Below are 17,588 nucleotides of genomic sequence, written 5' to 3'. Positions count from 1 at the left end.
GGCAGCGTCAGCGTGTCGCACTTGCACGCTGTCTGGTGATGGAGCCGCGTGCGGTTTTGCTTGATGAGCCGTTGGCGAACCTTGATGTTCATCTGCGCGAAACCATGCAGCAGGCGTTTCTGGATTTCCATCGCCGTACCGGGGCGACGATGATTTACGTTACCCATGATCAGGCAGAAGCCATGGCAATGGCCGATCGGATTGCCGTGATGGATAAGGGCCATATTCGCCAGATGGCGGCACCCGAAACGCTTTATCGCGAACCGGCCGATCTGATGGTGGCGGGCTTTGTCGGGGCTGGTGCGGTGTTGCCGGTCGGTGATGTGGATGTCGGATCAGACGGCACCTGCGCGGTGCGTTTGGGCGATGCCAGCATTGCCGCACGTATTTGCCCGAAACTGTCATCGGGGCATGTGAACGGGCAGGCGGGGCTTTGCCTGCGGCCTGAAGATGTCTGGGTCGATGATGATGCGGCCCTTCGCGGGCAGGTCGAAGATTGCGTCTATCTTGGTGGTCGGTTCAGATTGTCGGTCCGCATTGGTGATGAGCAGGCCTTGCCGGTTTATGCCAATCGCCGCGCACGGATTGGCGAGCAGGTCGGTTTAAAGGTGTCAGACGGCTGGGTGTTTGACCGCATGGCGGGTGAGGCCGCCTGATGTCAGCCCGTATGCGTGTTCTTTCGGGCCTTGGGGAAAAAGGCCCGGCCTGTTTGCGACTGGAATTCTTTAACCGGCGCTGGTTGCTTGATTGTGGTGTGGGTCCTGAAAGCGATCAGGGATTTGATCCGGCGTGGCTTAATAAAGTTAACGCTGTTTTCATTACCCACGATCATGTCGATCATATAGGTGCGGCCGAGGAGATTGTGGCGGCAGGGCTTCCGATTTATTGCACAGAGGTCACCGCGCGGTCGCTGCCCAAGGGGGCAAACGTCATACCATTGCCACCCTGTGGGGAAATTCAGGTTGATGGTGTGACGGTGACGACGGGGCGCACCGGCCATTCATTTGGCGGGGTGTGGTTGCATTTCGAACTGGGCGGCGGGGTGCTCTATTCCGGCGATTTCTGTCAGGAATCTGATTATTTCCTCTATGACGCGCCGCCCGATGCCGCGACCGTGCTGCTTGATGCGTCCTATGGCATGGAACAACTGACCCAGCAGGTTCGCATCGACAGTTTGCTTACCACCATGACCAAGCTTGATGGGCAAATCCTGTTTCCTGTGCCCCCAAGTGGGCGTGCAGCAGAAATGGCGTTGCTGTTTGAACGGCATGGCCTGACCAACTGGTCGATGGATGATCGTTGCTATGGGCAGGTCAAACAGGTTCTCGATGCCGACGGCGCAGATTATGTCGATGGTGAAGCCATCCGGCGATTGAGGGGGCTTAAAGACAAGGCCAAGCATTTCAATCCGGATGCCAGATTGCTGTTATGTCATGCGCCCTGCGCCAGTTACGGCAAGGCGCGGGAACTGATTGATGGCTGGCAGGATGCCGGGCGCATGGGGTCAAGCGCGCATGTGATCTTTACCGGTTTCATGCCGCTTGCGGCGCGCAAGATGGTTGAAAAGGGCCATGCGCATTTCCGGCGCTGGAACGTGCATCCGCTGGCAAGTCACGTGATCGAGCTTGCCAATCAATGCCATGCGATGCAGGTGGTGCCGCTTTTTAACAGCCGGCCAGAGGATTTTGGTCTTGTCGACGGGTTCGATGGGCGGCTACAGCTCGCAGATCGGTTCTATTTGTAATGCAAAATAAAGGTGATGCCCGGTCATGATCTATGCCGCTGAAAAGTTCGACTTTCCCAAATTGCCGTTTGTTTTCATCCGGCACGGGGAAACCGATGCCAATCGGGCGGGCATCATTGCCGGGTCCAATGAACCACCCTTGAACGATACGGGGCGTGAACAGGCACTTGCCATCACGCCCTTGATGGCGATGGCAAAATGGCATGCGGTCTATGTCAGCCCGCAGGATCGGGCGCGCACAACGGCCAATCTGGTTCTGCCAGACTACGAGGCCAAGGTGCTTGATGGTCTGCGTGAACGCCATTGGGGCGATCTGGAAGGTCGCCCGATCTCCGAGCTGTGTCCGCGCTTTGACACCCCGCCAAATGGCGAAGGATTTGATGCCATGTGTCAACGCGTCTCCTTTGCCATGCAACAGGCGCTGGCCGAGGTCAGCGATGATCTGACCGTGATTGTCGCCCATTCCGGTGTGGCGCGCTGCATTCTTTACATGACCGGGTTTGAGGCCGATGGCCCGCGCGTTCCTAACGCAACCCCGATCCTGTTCCGCCCGACCCAGACCGGGTGGGAGTATGAAAATTTGACCGAGACTTTGATCAAGGAGATTTCCGCGTGAACCAAACCAACGCGACTGCGCAAGATACTACCCAAGCCGTGCCTGATCTGCGCGATGCGGTGGTGTTTGATATGGATGGAACACTTGCGCATTTTGATGCCGATGAATTGGGGCATCTGGTTCATGGTGTGGAAAAGCAGTGGGATGCGTTCTTTGATGCGATGGATCACGCCAAGCCGATTGAAAATATCGAACGGCTTCTGCGCATCCTGCATGCATCGGGCCATGCGATTGTCATCTGTTCGGGCCGCCCGGCTGGCTGGCAACATCGATCCGAAGCCTGGCTTCGTGCGCATGACATCCCGTTTGATGGCATGTATCTGCGCCCCGAAAACGCCGATCACCGCACCGATGAAGAGGTCAAGGAAGACCTTTTGGCGCAAATCCGGTCAGACGGATTTAACCCGTGGCTGGTGGTCGATGATCGCAGACGAGTGGTCGATAAATGGCGCGATATGGGATTGACTTGCCTGCAATGTGCGCCGGGTGATTTTTAAGTCCAGCTTTCAATCATCACACAAATAAAAAGACCGGTTTCACGCCGGTCTTTTTTGTCTGATTATTCGAACAGATGACGATACTCGCCGTATCCTTCGGCCTCAAGATCCTCGATCGCGACAAACCGCAGGGATGCGGAATTGATGCAGTATCGCAACCCTCCACGATCCTGTGGCCCGTCCGGAAAGACGTGACCGAGATGGCTGTCACCATGTTTGGATCGGACTTCGATGCGGCGCATTCCGTGTGTGTTGTCTTCTTTGGCAACGATATGTTCGGATTGCACCGGCTTTACAAAGCTTGGCCAGCCACAACCGCTATCGAACTTGTCGCGCGATGTGAAAAGCGGCTCGCCCGAGACGATATCGACATAAAGCCCGTCTTCCTTGTGATCCCAGAAATCGTTGCGAAACGGCGGTTCGGTGCCGCTTTCCTGTGTCACATGATACTGTTCCGGCGAAAGGTCGCGGATGGCGTCCGGGTCTTTATGATATTTGCTCATATCGGTCACTTCACATCTTTGGGGATCTGGATCGTAAATTCCTCGATCCCAAAGATGGTCGGAAAATCCAAATTGTCCAGTAGCTTCACGCCAACGTGACGAGGTGCGCTGTGCGCAAGATCACCCTTGGCACCAGGGCTGGCGTTTGGTTTTGCCGTCATAGGGGCGGGCAAATCCGTTATTGATCAGTTCCAGATCAAGCGGGCTGCCGTCTATGCGAACCGATGCGACAACGCGCCCGCCATAACGGCCCCATTCAGGTTCGCAAAACTCGACCGATTTGGCGGCTTTCAAGCGGTCACGGGCATAGTCGCGTGCCTTTTGCGCCAATTGCTTTTCGCTATCGCATTTACCGCGAATTTCAGGCGTATCGACCCCGCGTACCCGCACCGACATATTGGCGATTTCCCCCGGCAGACCCGGAACCGCGACATAGATGGTGTCACCGTCATAGGCATATTCACCCTTATAGTCGCGAAGCGGCCAGCCATAGCAGGCGGCACTTGCCGGAAGGCTGGTGATTAGAGTAGCAGCCGTCGCACACGCAATGATGGCACGTTTGGCAAATCGGGATGCGGGGTGGGTCTTTTTCGTCATGGGGCGTGATGCTTACATTTTCAGGCGAGACAGAATTTGGGCGGCGCGCTGTTCGACCGGGCCTTTGCGAATTTCGACCAATTCATAGCCGCATTCATGATAGGTCCGGCACAGAACGACATATGTTCTGACGGCTTCAGAGAAGCTTTGTGTTCGTGCGCTGTCGGTTTTGTAGATTTCCGACCAGGGCGGAAGGACAAAAGCCACCCGGTGATAGCGATAGGTCCGGATGGCATTCATCAATCCCTGATCTTCGGGCAGTCCCGAAAGCCTGCGATGGGCCAGCGTATCAGGCAGGCCGCGATCACAGAAAACCGTGCGCGGATGGCATTGAATGGCTTCTTGCCAGGCACGGATGGATCGGCGGCACATCAGACCGGCATAGGCGTCATTATCGCCCCACGGCAGGGCATTGCCGCCGCGTTCCTGCTGGTCTTCGATGATGGCACGCGCCACCTCGGGACTGGTGTCAAAGCCCCGTTCATGAAGATGATCAATAAGTGTGGTTTTGCCGACACCGGGACCGCCGGTGATGACAACAAGATTGGACGTTATAGGCGTTTGCATTCGTGTTTCCTGCGCGAAGCACGACGATATGGTCGGGCAATGCGGCAAGGGGATGGCAATATTGTTGTTGGTTTTTGGCTCGCCCAAGGAATGAGCGAGAAGCGCCTTTTACCCCCTTCGCCGATCATGTCAACGTGAAAGGAAAAGCAGCTTATTTACAGGTATTTAAGGGGTGTGGTCGGGCGCATAAACGGCTTAGGAGCAGCCTTCGACCAGCGTGATCGCCTCCGACCCGGCATGGATCGCGGTCACAAGACCTTCTTCATTAAGCTCAAAGCGGATACCACGGGTTTGCGCATCATCTGCCCACCACGTGATATAGCGCGCCTCGGCCCCAAGATATTCATGGCCATCTTCGATAAGCGTCTTGCCGTCAAAGGCAGCAAAGATATCGGCCTTGGTCGCACCGATTGAGATGCCATTGGTGGTTTTCACAAGCGACGTTGCTACATCATATTCATCGGCATAAAGCGATACGCGGGCCAGCTTGTCATCAAGAAGCAAATAGCCAAGCCCGGATGGATCAAGGGCGCGTTGCAGATAGGCGCAGTTTTCATCGTCGCCGGCAATGAATTGATCAAGCTTCGGGCCAAGCGCCTTGCGAAGTTTGTCTTCATTCATACCGATTTCTGCCAACCCATAACCGGTTTCGCTAAGCGTCGCCAATGGCGTGGCTATCGCATCGGTCACAGTCACATCAATGATAGCAGTGGTGCCGTCAATGCGAAGCTTTGACGGGGTGATGGTTTGATGTAGATGAACCTGTGGCCAGGTTTCGCCGCCAACCCAATCCTTGGGGAAGACCAGATTGGCAGACGGTTCAATGCATAGCTGATCAGAAGTCCCCAGAACCTTTTTATGGCGCGCGCGGATGTCTGCTGGGATGTCCATGCAGATGGTTTGCGGCACATCTTCCATCCAGCTGACCGGAATGCCCGGATCATCGCAAATGGCGGGATCTGGACGCAGTTCGCAATAGGGTGGCACGATGCTATCCATCGCAAGATCAAGGCGCATTGCCCCTTTGCCCGCAGATGTGATCAGGGTTTCAATTGCGTCTTCGCTGGGCTCCAACCATTCGAAATTGGCAATCGCCCACGCGGTATTGCCGCGCAAATCCATCAGCGCAAAGGCAGAATCTTCGGAGGGTGTTTCGTCCGTCTCGCTTGCCAGCGCGGTGGCGGAAATCAGGGCACTGCAAAGGGCAAACAAGGCACTTAAATTGCGGGTCGTGCGCAGCATGTTTATGTCTCGATCAGAACATGTCTTGGTTTTGTCACAGTAGTTTACGCCAGTTTCAGTGCGGCGCACAGTCAAATCCATCTGTCACATCATCGGCTTTTCAATTCGGGCCAGAACATGGTCCGATACAAGCTGGGCGGATGGCGACAATCTGTGGCCACGCGCGGTGATCAGGCTATAGGGTTTAATCTCGATCACGCCATCGAACGGCAATTCGGTAATCAGACCGCCACTGGACAGAAGGGATGTGACTTCTTCGGCCATCGGCGCGATTGAATCGGTATCGGCCAGTGTTGCCAGCGTCACGAGAAGGGATGCGGAGTTCAAACTTGAATGCGGCAGCGGCAAATGACGCGAGATAAACACATCCTCGATCGTGCGGCGCATCAGGTTGCCAGGCGGTGGCAAAATCCATTCAAACTTGGCAAGGCGCGCCAAGGTAATTGGCTTGTTGCTTTCAAGAAGCGGATGGCCGGTTCGGACCATCAGTCGGATTTTCTCGCTGCGGATTTCGCGGATGTTAAAAAGCCTGGGGTCCATATCCTCGGGCACGCGGCCAATGACAAAGTCATGATCACCCGCCAGCAAATCCTTGATCAGCAAATGCGATGGCCCGACCCCGACATGGGCTTCAAGCAGCGAGTTCACGGCTTGCACGCTGCGGATGGCGGGGACCACCAGATCAACTGCTGCTGCGGTCACGGCACCGACAAAAACCGTACCGCCGCCATGCTTGATGTCTTCGATCTCGCGTTCGGCTTCGCGGATTTCAATCAGCATGCTGCGCGCGCGCCTTGCAAGGGCGCGACCGGCATTGGTCATTTCAATGCCGCGCGGGCTGCGCACGCAGAGTTCTGCCTCCAGAATCCCTTCCATTTCCGACAAAAGACGTGATGCTGCGGGTTGGGACGTCTTGAGCATGTCCGCGGCCAAGCTGATTTGGCCGGTTTCTTCCATCGCAACAATCATGCGCAGGTGGCTTAGTTTCAAACCGCGCTGAAACAGGTTCCCCGAGCGGAACAGCAAGGATTTAGCAGAGCTTAGCGGCTGCGTATTGCGTATCTCGGACATGGTTGTTCCTCCCTCGGCTGCAATTCTATTATATCAATTTTGATATGCAAGTTTCGAAATTACTTATTTGATTGTTATGTAGTGCGTCTGAATAATGTCGCTGCGTCCTTTTGGGAAACGGGACGCATACTTAATTGAAAACCAAGACACGACATGCACGGGCCAAGAAGGCTCAAAGTCGGGCAACAAGAAATGGCTAATGTGCCGTGTCTGTAGGGAGGATAGCTATGAAACGTCTCAGTGCCGTAATGGCAGGGGCCGCCTTTGGTGTGGCCGCAATGATGAGCCCGATGATTTCTGGCGGTTATGCACATGCCGCAGATAAAGGCTATGTCGGGATCGCAATGCCGACCAAATCTTCGGCACGTTGGATTTCTGACGGCAACTCGATGGTCGAACAGTTCGAAGCAGCCGGTTACAAAACCGACCTGCAATATGCCGAAGATGATATTCCGAACCAGCTTTCCCAGATCGAAAACATGATCGTTAAGGGCGTTGATGTTCTGGTGATTGCTGCGATTGACGGCACGACGCTTTCGAACGCGCTGGAAAATGCTGCTGCGGCTGGCATCAAGGTCTTTGCCTATGACCGCCTGATCCGCGAAAGCGCGAATGTCGATTACTATTCCACGTTTGATAACTTCAAAGTTGGTGTTCAGCAGGCAACCTCGCTGGTTGATGGTTTGGCCAATGCAGGCCAGCCGCCTTATAATGTTGAGCTGTTTGGCGGATCGCCAGACGATAACAACGCATACTTCTTCTATAACGGTGCAATGTCGGTTCTTCAGCCGCTGATCGATAGCGGTGATGTTGTCATCCAGTCCGGCCAGATGGGCATGGACAAGGTTGGTACCCTTCGTTGGGACGGTGCGGTTGCACAGGCCCGCATGGATAACCTTCTGTCGGCTTACTACACTGACAAACAGGTCGATGGCGTTCTGTCGCCATATGATGGTCTGTCGATTGGTATCCTTTCCTCGCTTAAAGGTGTTGGTTACGGTTCTGGCGACATGAAGATGCCGGTGGTTTCCGGTCAGGATGCTGAATTGCAGTCGATCAAGTCGATCCTTGCTGGCGAACAGTATTCCACCATCTTCAAGGACACCCGTGAACTTGCACGTGTCACCGTTTCGATGGTTGATGATGTCCTTGCCGGTCGCGAGCCGACCATCAACGACACCAAAACCTATGACAATGGCGTCAAGGTTGTTCCTTCCTACCTGCTTGAGCCGGTTATGGTCGACAAGACCAACTGGGAAGAAATCATCATTGGCTCTGGTTACTACACTGCTGATGAAGTGAAGTAATCCAAGACCGAGATTGTGGAACCCGGTTCAGTGTTTGAGCTCCTGACCGGGTTCCAATTCTCAGTGGGTGCTAAAAAGTCGGCATCCTCGTTCATAACCACCATCTATGGTGTTTGGTGATGACGGGGATAAGCCCGGCAGGTTTTCCAAGAAAACAAAGACCAAAGCAGATAGCGGCGCCGTCAACGCCAGACGGCAGTGGGAGGACCGGATGGATACCATCCTGGAAATGAAGAACATCACCAAGACCTTTCCCGGTGTGAAAGCGTTGGATGATGTCAGCCTTAAAGTCGAACGTGGTGAAATCCACGCACTTTGCGGCGAGAACGGAGCAGGTAAATCCACCCTGATGAAGGTGCTAAGTGGCGTTTACCCGCACGGCACCTATGAAGGCGACATCCTTTACGACGGTGGTGTACAGGAATTCAAAGATATCCGTGACAGCGAAGATCGCGGGATCATCATTATTCACCAGGAGCTGGCGCTTGTGCCGCTTCTATCGATCGCCGAGAACATCTTTCTGGGCAACGAAATTTCCGAAAACGGCATCGTGAACTGGCCTGCGACATTTGCGCGCACCGGCGAGCTTCTGAGCAAGGTCGGGCTTAAGGAAAACCCGGCGACGCTTGTGACCAATATCGGTGTTGGCAAACAGCAGCTGGTCGAAATTGCCAAGGCCCTTTCCAAAAAAGTGAAGCTGCTGATCCTTGATGAGCCGACCGCGAGCTTGCAGGAAAATGACAGTCAGAAACTTTTGGATCTGCTGCTGGAGTTCAAGGCGCAGGGCATTACGTCGATCCTGATTTCGCATAAACTGAACGAGATCAACCGGGTTGCTGATCGCATCACCGTAATCCGTGATGGCAAGGCGATTTCGACCCTTGATGCACGCGACGGCACCATTACCGAAGACGACATCGTCAAGGACATGGTCGGGCGCGACATGGCGCACCGTTACCCGGAACGCACACCCAATATCGGCAGCGAAAAGCTGATGGAAGTCCGCAACTGGTCGGCAACCCATCCGCTTCATCCCGAACGCAAAGTGGTCAACAACGTTAACATCGATGTTGCCGCAGGCGAGGTGGTCGGCATTGCCGGTCTGATGGGAGCCGGGCGCACCGAACTTGCCATGAGCATTTTTGGCAAATCCTATGGCACCGATATTTCCGGCGAAGTCCTGATCAATGGTCAACTTGCTGATGTTTCGACCGTCGAAAAGGCGATTGCATCGGGTCTGGCCTATGTCACCGAAGACCGCAAGGAAATGGGCCTTATTCTTGAGGAAAGCATCACCACCAACATCACGCTTGCGAACCTGAACGGTGTTGCGGAACGCGGGGTCTTGAATGACGGGGCCGAACGTTCCGTTGCTGAGGATTACCGCAAGAAGATCAATATCCGCACGCCCAATGTCGGTCAGAAGGTCGTCAATCTTTCGGGTGGTAACCAGCAGAAAGTCGTTTTGTCAAAATGGCTGTTTGCTGCACCTGAAGTGCTGATCCTTGATGAGCCGACGCGTGGCATCGATGTTGGCGCAAAATACGAAATTTATACGATTATCAACCAACTGGCAGCCGACGGCAAAGGGGTCATCATGATCTCGTCGGAAATGCCGGAGCTTCTGGGCATGTGCGATCGCATCTACGTCATGAACGAGGGTGAGATCAAAGGGCAGCTTGCGGCAAAAGACGCAAGCCAGGAAGCAATCATGCGCATGATCCTGAAAGCGTGAGGAACGGACAATGACGGATACTGATAACAAATCAATTGGTTACTACTTGCGCACCCATATCCGTGAATACGGCATGGTTGTTGCGCTGGTTGCCATTCTGGCCTTCTTCCAGGTTCTGACCGACGGCATCATGCTTAAGCCGGTCAACCTGACCAACCTGTTCCTTCAGAACAGCTACATCATCATCATGGCTGTTGGCATGTTGCTTGTCATTGTCGGCGGGCATATCGACCTTTCGGTCGGCTCGGTCGTGGGCTTTGTCGGCGCATTGGCCGCCGTGATGATTGTGAACTGGGATCTGCCGACGGTCTTTGTCATTCCGGCCTGTCTGGTGGTGGGTGCGATCATTGGTGCCGCCCAAGGGTACTGGGTCGCCTATTGGCGCATTCCGTCCTTTATTGTGACGCTGGCAGGGATGCTGGTATTTAAGGGCCTCACACTGGCCCTTTTGGGGGGCGCGTCGGTTGGTCCGTTCCCCTCAGAATTCCAGGCAATGTCTTCGGGCTTCCTGCCGGACCTCTTTGGCGGTCTGATCGAAGGACGCTTTAACGTGTTTTCGATGACGATTGGCGTGGTCCTGGCCGCACTCCTTCCGATCCTTGGTCTGCGTTCGCGGGCCAAGCAGGCGAAGTTTGCCGCCGTTGATGAGCCGATGGCGTTCTTTGTTGCCAAGCATGCGGTTGCAGGTACGGCGATCCTGTTTGTCACATACCTTCTGTCGACCTATCGCGGTCTGCCAAACATCCTGATCATTATGGCGCTTCTGATCGCGATCTTTACCTTCATTACCAACTCAACAACCCTTGGCCGTCGCATCTATGCGCTGGGCGGGAATGAGAAGGCGGCCAAGCTTTCGGGTATTAACACCAAACGCCTGACCTTCTTTACCTTTGCCAATATGGGCATGCTGGCTGCGCTTGCCGGTCTGGTCTTTGCTGCGCGTTTGAACACGGCGACACCAAAAGCAGGCCTTGCGTTCGAACTTGATGTGATTGCCGCGGTCTTTATCGGTGGTGCATCGATGTCGGGCGGGGTTGGCAAGGTGATTGGTGCCGTGGTTGGCGCGCTGATCATGGGTGTCATGAACAATGGCATGTCGATCATTGGTGTCGGTATCGACTGGCAGCAAGTGATCAAAGGTCTGGTGCTTTTGGCGGCCGTGATCTTCGACGTCTACAACAAAAACAAGGCATAACAATAGGATGATGCGGAACGACACACGGCTGGTCACACACAACCAAGATTGCCACCTGGTTGCCAGCCTGTGTCGTTCGAAGTCCCTTATGTGGCTGTCCCAACCACATATATCCGGACCCGTCATGATAATAAGTCAAAAGGAAAACGGGCATGACTAAGTTCAAACCGGCACCCTGGCCGCGCGTTTTGCGGTCACAAGAAGGTTGGTTCGGCGGAACCAGCAAGGACAATATCTATCACCGCAGCTGGATGAAGAACCAGGGTCTGCCATCCGATCTGTTTGACGGTCGCCCGGTGATCGGCATTTGTAACACGTGGTCGCAATTGACCCCGTGTAATGCCCATTTGAGGGACCTGGCCGAACGGGTCAAACACGGCATTTACGAAGCAGGCGGCTTGCCACTTGAATTCCCGGTCTTCTCGCCAGGCGAAAGCACGTTGCGCCCAACCGCGATGATGTTCCGTAACCTCTGTGCGATGGATGTCGAAGAAGCCCTTCGCGGAACCCCGCTTGATGGTGTGGTTCTGATGGTGGGTTGCGATAAAACCACGCCGGCCCTTTTGATGGGGGCGGCCAGTGTGGATATCCCGGCGATCGTTGTTACCGGCGGTCCGATGCTTAATGGCAAATGGCGTGGGCAGGATATCGGATCGGGCACCTCGCTTTGGCAGCTTTCGGAAGACCGCAAGGCTGGCAAGATCAGCACCGAAGACTTCCTTGAAGCCGAAATCGCCATGTCGAGATCACCCGGTTCGTGTAACACCATGGGCACCGCGTCAACCATGGCCAGCATGGCAGAGGCGCTTGGCATGGCGCTTTCGGGCAATGCGGCCATTCCGGCCGTTGATAGCCGCCGTCGTGTGATGGCACATATCACCGGGCGTCGCATTGTGCAGATGGTTAAAGATGACCTGAAGCCGTCTGACGTCATGACGAAGGATGCATTTGAAAATGCCATTCGCGTCAATGGGGCGATTGGCGGATCGACCAATGCGGTTATTCACCTTCTGGCGATTGCCGGGCGTGTTGGCATTGATCTGACCCTTGATGACTGGGACCGTTTGGGCCGCGATATTCCGACGATTGTGAACCTGCAGCCATCGGGCAAATACCTGATGGAGGAATTCTTCTATTCCGGTGGATTGCCTGTCGTGATCAAGGCGCTGGGTGAGGCGGGTAAGCTTCACAATGATGCGCTCACGGTTTCGGGCGAAACCATGTGGGATCAGGTCAAGGATGTGCGCAACTGGAACGAAGACGTCATTCGTCCGTTTGATAAGGCCCTGACCGAAAGCGGCGGTATTGCTGTGGTGAAGGGCAACCTTGCACCCAATGGTGCGGTGCTTAAACCGTCTGCAGCAACGCCGGAACTTCTGACACATCGTGGTCGTGCGGTGGTGTTTGAAGACATCGATGATTACAAGGCCAAGATCTATGACGAGAGCCTTGATATCGATGAAACCTGCGTCATGGTTCTTAAGAACTGCGGGCCAAAGGGTTATCCGGGCATGGCGGAAGTCGGCAATATGGGGCTGCCGCCCAAGGTGCTGCGCAAAGGTATTACCGACATGGTGCGTATTTCCGATGCCCGCATGAGCGGCACGGCATATGGCACGGTGGTTCTCCATACCTCGCCCGAAGCTGCGGCGGGTGGACCTTTGGCGGTGGTTCAGAATGGCGACATGATCGAGCTTGATGTGCCAAACCGTCGCTTGCACCTTGATATTAGTGACGAAGAACTCGCCAAACGCTTGGCCGCTTGGAAAAATACCGTTCCGATGCCGACCAGCGGTTATGCGTCGCTTTACTACAAATCAGTGATTGGTGCGGACAAAGGGGCCGATTTCGACTTCCTCGTCGGTCATCGCGGCAAAGCGATCCCCAAAGACAGTCACTAATCGACTACTCAAATGCAAACTCCCGCCGGATGCCACTGGGGCGCATCCGGCAGACCCCGAACCGGCTGGCACTATGTGTCGGCCGGTTTGCGTTATATGTTTTCGCAGACAGCTACCAGTTGAAACGTTATAGAAGCTAAATTCGGCTAATTTCTGTACAGTTCATTTGTTGGGGCGTTACCGTGAAAACTGTTGCTAATACTTTGCTGCTTATAGGGTTGCTTTGGATTGTCGGTACCAGAATTCTGGTTCCCGGAGCAAATATTCAGCCGGATTCTCCCCGATATGTTGCTGCTGGTCTGAACATCTATGAGCACGGGGTGTTGTCCGGGGAGGGGTACAAAGTAGATAAGGCACCTGTGCCGGGGCTCTATGCGGGTGGTGTGTTCACAGCCCTTGAAATTGCTTTGGCCGCCTCAATCAGCACGGACACTTATCGAGATCTGGTTTGTGTTGCAATGGTATCCGTAGACGAGAATTGCGGGCAGGGACTTTGGGCGCTAAAGGGCATTTACTACTTTGAAACAGTGGTCTTTCACTTGTGCGTTTTTGTTGTGGGATATTTGTTCTTTGGCCGCAATCTACTAGGCGGTTGGATGACGGCAGTTATATCTCTCACGTTTTACGACACATTTTTGTATGCGTCATCCCCGCTAAGCGAACAGGGATACCTGATGCTAGGGGGCCTGTTTATGGCGTCTTGGGCCCATGCTTATGAGCGGTCGGATAAGTTATGGCCTTGGGCCTTATCCGGGGGCTTGGGCGGCTTGTTGGTTTTGGTCAAACCTGCTTGGCTGCTTCTGCCGCTGGGGTTATCTGTTTTACCGATTATCGCTTTTTTCATTCGGCGAGATGATCGGTTACATGTTCTCAAGGCGTCATTGGTATTTTTTGTAGCGTTCGTTCTTGCTGTCACGCCGCTGATTGTGCGCAATGCCTTGGTTCTAGAGACTTTTTCGATGAGCCAAACGAGTTATCTTGTCTCGTCGCTTTCACATCGGTTTGCCTTCAATCTGATGAGCTGGAAAGAGTGGTTGATCGGTTGGATCTACTATCTTCCCCTCTCAGGAGCGCAACGCATGTTCGGAGCTGATGCACTGGTTCCTCTTGGCTGGGATGCTGGTAGCTACTACGAATATGGGCGCGATGTCTTAGACAAAGCTGCCAACGATGGCCGGACTGATCTTGAAGCTCGCGGCTATTTACTCTCCCATTTTGTATTCGAGATGCCGCTCAAATTTGTTGCAGTTACAGCGTTATTGTTATGGCGGGGGATTTTTGTCGGTCACATTGTTGGGATGCTTGCCGTACCATGTGTGGTGACGGTTATGGTTTTCGCCGAGAGTAACTATTGGCGAAAATGGGTGTTTATCTTTTTACCTCCATTCTTTATGGCAGGTGTAAATGCGGCACTTTCTGTGAGTTTATATAGGTACAATCTAGCAATGATTATTCCTTATTGCCTCGCAATGGTATGGGTAGCGCTCACAACATTGAATTTCCTAATTTCTAGGCGAAATCAACATGGTTTTCTTGCTACTGCGAAAACATTTTTACCGGCAACGCGTTGAGTAACAATGTCCATCGTTTTGCTGAGAGGGAACGCGAAACGGTCATATGCGACCAAACCTGATACCGAAACATCCCCGGACTTGCTTCCGAATAGCTTGTAAGCCCAAGTTGCAAAGACACCTAAAATATCGGCGTAACGGCATTCAATCAGTTCGAACCCAGTCTTCGAGAGTTTGCTGCTGAGTTCATTTTTCGTATAGCGACGAAAATGTTGAACTTTCTCATCCATTGAAGAATAAAGAGAAGGCATAGCTGGTACATAAATGACACAACATTGTCCTGGTTTGAGCACACGGTAGATTTCACGCATTGCTTCGACGTCGTCTTCTATGTGTTCCAGAACATTCAGGCTATAAGCAAAATCAATGCACGCGTCAGCTAGTTCATTAGTATCTGAAAACGTCTTAAAGCCTTTGTTGGCAATTTCTTCGATCTGCTGCGCATCAGGCTCAACGCACAATACTGAACGCGCATCCTTTGCTAAGCGTTCCGCAAAAAAACCTGTTCCAGCACCGAAGTCGAGAATATCACCTGACTGCGGTGCATGCGTGTTTACTAATGAAACTAGAAAGTTATTATAGTTTTTAGCGAAAGACATTACATCGAGGTTGTCTTTGCCAGTGTAGTCAAAATTCTGCATGCGGGGCACCGTGATATGAATTGCGGATATAAAAGTTAGAAGACTAATTTTGCGAATGTCTAGGACACTAAAAGTAAATTGACTTAAACTTTCCGACTGCGCGCGCAACAAGGGACATCTTTGTTTATCGACATAAGTTCTGAATGGCAATCAACAGTTTACGATAATCCACTACAGTTAAGTCCGCACCCAGTGATCTTGCGCGCGCATCATCGACTTCCATGGCAACGGCAATGGCTTTGATGCCAACAGCGTGGGCCGCGTTCACGTCATTGGCGTGGTCACCGACCATGATGGCGGTGTCGGAGGCTTTGTTGAAACCAAGCTCGCCCAAAACGAATTCAAGGAAACGGCCATCGGGCTTTTTGACCTCAAACGAGTTTCCACCGGCAATGACGGTGAACAGATCCGCTACGCCAAGTTTGGCGAGGATTTCCTTGCATGGGCCTTCGGGTTTGTTTGACGCCAATGCGATCGTCCAGCCATCGGATTTGAGTTGGCGAAGAACTGTTTCAGCGTTTTCAAACAGGCGGGTATAGGCGTAGTCGGTTTCGACATAGCGGGTGTTGAAATCAACATTGAGCTCATCAAGCATCGCATCATCCGGGGTGGATCCGCGGGCGGCAAAGGCGCGTTTGGTCAACATCCAGGTGCCGTCACCCAACATGGCCTCGATGTCGTGTCGTTTCAGCGGGGCGTGATCGTGGGCGGCCAACAATCCATTCATGGCAAACAGGATGTCATCGACCCCGTCAATCAAAGTGCCGTCTAGGTCGAACAGAATGAAGTTTGCCATTGGATGGGGCTCCTTGGTGGGCAATTGGGTGGTGCTGCGTTTGCTTTAGGAGAACTTAACCGAGTTCGTGGCATTAACAAACGGTAACATCCGCTAACAGGCGGTAACAAAACGTGATTTTTTATGGGCTTTTGCTCAAAAAGAATATGCTCTAAGACTTTCATCAAATTCGATGATCCGCGCAGTGCTTAGGGCCCGCGCGACACATGAAAAGGGGATGCTGCATCAAAGTTGCAGCAGGCATATTGATAAATGTCGATTGATTTAAGCGTTGTTGTTTTGGCCGCTGGTATGGGTACACGCATGAAAAGTGCATTGCCCAAAGTCATGCACAAGGTTGCCGGCAAACCGATGGTCAATCACGTGATTGATACGGCTGCCCATTTGAATGCGACAAAGACGATGGTTGTCGTCGGTCCGGATATGCCGAAACTGATCGAAACGGTCGCCCCGCATCCAACATTTGAGCAGACCGATCGTCTGGGTACAGCACACGCCGTTTTGGCCGCCAAAGAAGGCCTTCAGGGCCTTACTGGCAATGTTCTGGTTCTTTATGCCGACAGTCCGCTTTTCACTTCCGCGACGCTGGAACGTCTGGTGAAGGCACGTGAAGAAAACGATTATGCGGTTGCAGTTCTGGGTTTCCGCCCGGAAGACCCGACCGGTTATGGCCGTTTGGTCACGGATGGCAAAACGGGTGATTTGACAGCGATCGTCGAAGAAAAAGAATGCAACGACGCACAGCGTCAGATCAATTTCTGTAATTCCGGTGTGATGTGCTTCCGTGCTGAAGACATGATCGCGACCCTTGAAGCGATTGATAACGCTAATGCCAAGGGCGAATATTACCTGACCGATGCGGTCGAGGTAGCCCTGAAAAAGGGTCATCGCTGTGCCGCAGTCGAGGTCGACGAAGCTGAAACGCTTGGCGTGAATTCACGTACCCAGCTTGCTGTGGCAGAGGCGATTATTCAGGGCCGCCTGCGCGAGCAGGCGATGGTGTATGGCGCAACCCTGATCGATCCGGCATCGGTGTTCTTTAGTGCGGACACCAAGCTTGGCCGTGACGTGATTGTTGAACCGAATGTTGTGTTTGGCCCGGGCGTTGTGGTTGGCGACAATGCCGTGATCAAGGCATTCAGCCATCTTGAAAGCTGTGTCGTGGGCGAGGGGGCTGATATCGGTCCCTATGCCCGCCTGCGTCCGGGTGCCGAAATTGGTGCCGGTGCACGGGTTGGCAACTTTGTCGAGATCAAGAAGGCCGTTGTCGAAGACGGGGCCAAGGTCAATCATCTGAGCTATATCGGTGATGCGCGTGTCGGGGCGAAAGCCAATATCGGTGCAGGCACGATTACGTGTAACTATGACGGATACCGCAAACAGCATACCGATATCGGTGTGGGTGCGTTCATTGGTTCGAACTCGGCCCTTGTGGCGCCGGTTGAAATTGGCGATGGCGCGATTGTCGGAGCGGGCAGCACGATTACGGGTAAGGTCGAAGCTGATGCATTGACCTTGACTAGGGCAGAACGCGTTGAAAAAGCCGGGTGGGCCGCAAAGTTTCGCGAGAAAATGCGCGCCCTGACCGGCAAGAAATAATCCGAT

General features: G+C 53.6%; 17 protein-coding genes. 10 read left to right on the top strand and 7 right to left on the bottom strand.

Translation table 11 applies throughout. The features are described 5' to 3' along the window. The 4 genes from ACMZ66_RS06590 to ACMZ66_RS06575 form a co-directional block, all read left to right on the top strand. Positions 1 to 656, top strand: a 656-nt coding sequence (locus ACMZ66_RS06590; protein ID WP_416935614.1) for an ABC transporter ATP-binding protein, incomplete at its 5' end; no start/stop codon positions are given. Next, positions 656 to 1,744: an MBL fold metallo-hydrolase gene (locus ACMZ66_RS06585; protein WP_416935612.1), complete on the top strand. Its 1,089-nt coding sequence runs from the start codon at positions 656 to 658 to the stop codon at positions 1,742 to 1,744. The genes ACMZ66_RS06590 and ACMZ66_RS06585, both read left to right, overlap by 1 nt. A gap of 25 nt (positions 1,745 to 1,769) precedes the next feature. Beyond that, positions 1,770 to 2,360, top strand: coding sequence for a histidine phosphatase family protein (locus ACMZ66_RS06580; protein WP_416935610.1), 591 nt, complete (start codon positions 1,770 to 1,772; stop codon positions 2,358 to 2,360). Further along, positions 2,357 to 2,857 carry an HAD family hydrolase gene (locus ACMZ66_RS06575; RefSeq protein ID WP_416935608.1) on the top strand — a complete coding sequence of 167 codons (501 nt, stop codon included), beginning with the start codon at positions 2,357 to 2,359 and terminating at the stop codon, positions 2,855 to 2,857. Before ACMZ66_RS06580 ends, ACMZ66_RS06575 begins: the two co-directional genes overlap by 4 nt. A 62-nt stretch (positions 2,858 to 2,919) precedes the next feature. Here ACMZ66_RS06575 and msrB read toward each other — a convergent pair whose 3' ends face one another. From msrB to ACMZ66_RS06550, 5 genes are all read right to left on the bottom strand, one after another. Beyond that, positions 2,920 to 3,360 (bottom strand): peptide-methionine (R)-S-oxide reductase MsrB, encoded by a 441-nt coding sequence (gene msrB, locus ACMZ66_RS06570; protein WP_416935606.1) that lies wholly within the window; start codon positions 3,358 to 3,360, stop codon positions 2,920 to 2,922. A gap of 120 nt (positions 3,361 to 3,480) precedes the next feature. Further along, positions 3,481 to 3,957 (bottom strand): thermonuclease family protein, encoded by a 477-nt coding sequence (locus ACMZ66_RS06565; protein ID WP_416935604.1) that lies wholly within the window; start codon positions 3,955 to 3,957, stop codon positions 3,481 to 3,483. A gap of 12 nt (positions 3,958 to 3,969) precedes the next feature. Next, positions 3,970 to 4,524, bottom strand: a complete 555-nt coding sequence (locus tag ACMZ66_RS06560; protein ID WP_416935602.1) for an AAA family ATPase — start codon at positions 4,522 to 4,524, stop codon at positions 3,970 to 3,972. A gap of 195 nt (positions 4,525 to 4,719) precedes the next feature. Further along, a complete protein-coding gene (locus ACMZ66_RS06555) occupies positions 4,720 to 5,766 on the bottom strand; it encodes a hypothetical protein (RefSeq protein WP_416935600.1) in 1,047 nt (348 codons plus the stop codon). Between the two features lie 84 nt (positions 5,767 to 5,850). Next, a complete protein-coding gene (locus tag ACMZ66_RS06550; protein ID WP_416935598.1) occupies positions 5,851 to 6,837 on the bottom strand; it encodes a LysR family transcriptional regulator in 987 nt (328 codons plus the stop codon). A 227-nt stretch (positions 6,838 to 7,064) separates the two neighbouring features. On the opposite strand from ACMZ66_RS06550, the gene chvE reads away from it, so the two are divergent. The 5 genes from chvE to ACMZ66_RS06525 all read left to right on the top strand — a co-directional run bounded on the left by chvE (position 7,065) and on the right by ACMZ66_RS06525 (position 14,546). Continuing rightward, complete coding sequence (gene chvE / locus ACMZ66_RS06545; RefSeq protein ID WP_416935596.1) at positions 7,065 to 8,144, top strand: multiple monosaccharide ABC transporter substrate-binding protein; 1,080 nt, start codon at positions 7,065 to 7,067, stop codon at positions 8,142 to 8,144. Between the two features lie 211 nt (positions 8,145 to 8,355). Continuing rightward, the gene (mmsA, locus tag ACMZ66_RS06540; RefSeq protein ID WP_416935594.1) at positions 8,356 to 9,879 is read left to right on the top strand and encodes a multiple monosaccharide ABC transporter ATP-binding protein; all 1,524 of its coding nucleotides are present in this window, start codon (positions 8,356 to 8,358) and stop codon (positions 9,877 to 9,879) included. 10 nt (positions 9,880 to 9,889) lie between these two features. Further along, the gene (gene mmsB, locus ACMZ66_RS06535; RefSeq protein ID WP_416935592.1) at positions 9,890 to 11,074 is read left to right on the top strand and encodes a multiple monosaccharide ABC transporter permease; all 1,185 of its coding nucleotides are present in this window, start codon (positions 9,890 to 9,892) and stop codon (positions 11,072 to 11,074) included. A gap of 152 nt (positions 11,075 to 11,226) precedes the next feature. Next, positions 11,227 to 12,975 carry an L-arabinonate dehydratase gene (araD, locus tag ACMZ66_RS06530; RefSeq protein WP_416935590.1) on the top strand — a complete coding sequence of 583 codons (1,749 nt, stop codon included), beginning with the start codon at positions 11,227 to 11,229 and terminating at the stop codon, positions 12,973 to 12,975. Between the two features lie 182 nt (positions 12,976 to 13,157). Continuing rightward, on the top strand, positions 13,158 to 14,546 hold the full coding sequence (locus ACMZ66_RS06525) for a hypothetical protein (protein ID WP_416935588.1): 1,389 nt from the start codon (positions 13,158 to 13,160) through the stop codon (positions 14,544 to 14,546). On the opposite strand, the gene ACMZ66_RS06520 is transcribed toward ACMZ66_RS06525, so the two are convergent. Both ACMZ66_RS06520 and ACMZ66_RS06515 read right to left on the bottom strand, forming a co-directional pair. Next, positions 14,495 to 15,187 carry a class I SAM-dependent methyltransferase gene (locus ACMZ66_RS06520; protein WP_416935586.1) on the bottom strand — a complete coding sequence of 231 codons (693 nt, stop codon included), beginning with the start codon at positions 15,185 to 15,187 and terminating at the stop codon, positions 14,495 to 14,497. The two genes, ACMZ66_RS06525 and ACMZ66_RS06520, sit on opposite strands and share 52 nt — an antisense overlap. A 124-nt stretch (positions 15,188 to 15,311) precedes the next feature. Beyond that, positions 15,312 to 15,983: an HAD hydrolase-like protein gene (locus ACMZ66_RS06515; protein WP_416935584.1), complete on the bottom strand. Its 672-nt coding sequence runs from the start codon at positions 15,981 to 15,983 to the stop codon at positions 15,312 to 15,314. Positions 15,984 to 16,235: 252 nt separating this feature from the next. Between ACMZ66_RS06515 and glmU the strand changes: the two genes are divergently transcribed. Beyond that, the gene (gene glmU / locus ACMZ66_RS06510; RefSeq protein ID WP_416935582.1) at positions 16,236 to 17,582 is read left to right on the top strand and encodes a bifunctional UDP-N-acetylglucosamine diphosphorylase/glucosamine-1-phosphate N-acetyltransferase GlmU; all 1,347 of its coding nucleotides are present in this window, start codon (positions 16,236 to 16,238) and stop codon (positions 17,580 to 17,582) included. Positions 17,583 to 17,588: the final 6 nt, after the last annotated feature.

It is taken from the genome of Thalassospira sp. (assembly GCF_048059015.1).
Taxonomy (GTDB): domain Bacteria; phylum Pseudomonadota; class Alphaproteobacteria; order Rhodospirillales; family Thalassospiraceae; genus Thalassospira.
This window is presented reverse-complemented; position numbering and strand designations above follow the sequence as displayed.

Excerpts from the sequence above, each read along its gene's own strand:
- ACMZ66_RS06515 (WP_416935584.1), bottom strand. The coding sequence starts at position 15,983 with ATGGCAAACTTCATTCTGTTCGACCTAGACGGCACTTTGATTGACGGG.
- ACMZ66_RS06580 (WP_416935610.1), top strand. The coding sequence starts at position 1,770 with ATGATCTATGCCGCTGAAAAGTTCGACTTTCCCAAATTGCCGTTTGTT.
- ACMZ66_RS06560 (WP_416935602.1), bottom strand. The coding sequence starts at position 4,524 with ATGCAAACGCCTATAACGTCCAATCTTGTTGTCATCACCGGCGGTCCC.
- glmU (WP_416935582.1), top strand. The coding sequence starts at position 16,236 with ATGTCGATTGATTTAAGCGTTGTTGTTTTGGCCGCTGGTATGGGTACA.
- ACMZ66_RS06585 (WP_416935612.1), top strand. The coding sequence starts at position 656 with ATGTCAGCCCGTATGCGTGTTCTTTCGGGCCTTGGGGAAAAAGGCCCG.
- mmsA (WP_416935594.1), top strand. The coding sequence starts at position 8,356 with ATGGATACCATCCTGGAAATGAAGAACATCACCAAGACCTTTCCCGGT.
- ACMZ66_RS06550 (WP_416935598.1), bottom strand. The coding sequence starts at position 6,837 with ATGTCCGAGATACGCAATACGCAGCCGCTAAGCTCTGCTAAATCCTTG.
- ACMZ66_RS06555 (WP_416935600.1), bottom strand. The coding sequence starts at position 5,766 with ATGCTGCGCACGACCCGCAATTTAAGTGCCTTGTTTGCCCTTTGCAGT.
- msrB (WP_416935606.1), bottom strand. The coding sequence starts at position 3,360 with ATGAGCAAATATCATAAAGACCCGGACGCCATCCGCGACCTTTCGCCG.
- araD (WP_416935590.1), top strand. The coding sequence starts at position 11,227 with ATGACTAAGTTCAAACCGGCACCCTGGCCGCGCGTTTTGCGGTCACAA.
- ACMZ66_RS06565 (WP_416935604.1), bottom strand. The coding sequence starts at position 3,957 with ATGACGAAAAAGACCCACCCCGCATCCCGATTTGCCAAACGTGCCATC.
- ACMZ66_RS06520 (WP_416935586.1), bottom strand. The coding sequence starts at position 15,187 with ATGCAGAATTTTGACTACACTGGCAAAGACAACCTCGATGTAATGTCT.
- chvE (WP_416935596.1), top strand. The coding sequence starts at position 7,065 with ATGAAACGTCTCAGTGCCGTAATGGCAGGGGCCGCCTTTGGTGTGGCC.
- mmsB (WP_416935592.1), top strand. The coding sequence starts at position 9,890 with ATGACGGATACTGATAACAAATCAATTGGTTACTACTTGCGCACCCAT.